The sequence below is a fragment of the Sinorhizobium sp. P24N7 genome (assembly GCF_042436655.1).
Taxonomy (GTDB): domain Bacteria; phylum Pseudomonadota; class Alphaproteobacteria; order Rhizobiales; family Rhizobiaceae; genus Sinorhizobium; species Sinorhizobium meliloti_A.
In genome coordinates this window covers 1-1,165 of record NZ_JBHMIW010000052.1, presented here as the reverse complement: position 1 = coordinate 1,165, position 1,165 = coordinate 1, and the positions used below count along the sequence as shown (strand labels likewise).

Genomic DNA, 1,165 nt, shown 5'->3' with positions numbered 1-1,165 from the left:
TGACAAGGCGGTGGCCCTCGCCGCCGGTCTGCATGGCTATCTCGGTGAGGAAGAGCGGGCGGCCAAATTCTCCGGTCATTCGCTGCGCGCGGGACTTGCCTCCTCGGCCGAGGTCGACGAGCGTCATGTGCAAAAGCAGCTCGGCCATGCGAGCGCCGACAGAACCCGGTAACGGTGATCGTGCGGCTGGCAAATCGCCACGCGGCCCCAAGCGTGACCTGAACCGGATCACCCGGACCGTGACACTAAGGGCCGATGCGTCTGCAGGTTCTCGGTTCAAAGGCTACAAGAGCTTCTTCGTGCGCGATCTGGTGCTGGCGGCAGAACCTGTGAACTATCGCCGCGAGCGTTGGCTGACACCAGAAGGCAAGGTGATCGTCGCGCCGTTGCCGGAAGGGGTCTCGAGCGGCTTTGGCCGGAACCTGCGCCGCGTCTGTCTGGCGCTGCATGCCCAGGGCCAGGTCACAACGCCGCGCCTGACCGCGATCCTCAACAGCATCGACGTCGAGATATCCAAGCGGCAGGTCATCCGGCTGCTCACCACCGGCCTCGATCCGTTCGTCGAGGAAGACAGTGCGGTTCTTCATGCCGGGCTGGTGTCGGCGCCGTTCATCACGGTCGACGATACCGGTGCGCAGCACAATCGGCGCAATGCCTTCACCACCCAGATTGGCGGCGAGCACTTTTCCACCTTCCGCACCAGCCTGTCGAAATCGCGGCTTAATTTCCTGTCGGCCCTGCGGTCAGGCCATCAGGATTATGTTCTCAATGACGAGGCGATGAACTGGATGAAGGCGCAGGGGCGTCGAGCACGCGATCATGGCCAGGCTCAAGACCAATCCTCCTGCAGTATTCACCGACCAGGTTGCGTTCCTCGAGCATTTGGCCAGCAAGGGCATCGATATTCTCGACCGACAGCTTCTGCGTCCTGTTGCGGAGGCGGCGATCTGGGGCGCCATCTGTCGCTTTGCATTTGATTGCGCGACTCCTGTGCCAATGATTCCAGTTGCTTGAAATGACAGTTAATTTGAGAATGGGCAGCGCAGTGGCTGGGGACGAGCTGACAAGGAAAAATGCGCACGTCGCTGGCTCTACCAGCAGCAGATTAGATGCCAAACCGCAAACACACTGATAAACTGCATTCATAGTCAACACGCCCATTGGA

The 1,165-nt window shown here is 60.4% G+C and carries 1 protein-coding gene and 1 pseudogene; both read left to right on the top strand.

Going from position 1 to position 1,165, the window contains the following annotated elements; all coding sequences use genetic code 11:
• Positions 1-172, top strand: a pseudogene (locus ACFHWW_RS33810) (integrase); the annotation flags it as partial.
• A 127-nt stretch (positions 173-299) separates the two neighbouring features.
• Positions 300-977: a hypothetical protein gene (locus ACFHWW_RS33805; protein ID WP_379943710.1), complete on the top strand. Its 678-nt coding sequence runs from the start codon at positions 300-302 to the stop codon at positions 975-977.
• The last annotated feature ends 188 nt before the right edge of the window (positions 978-1,165 follow it).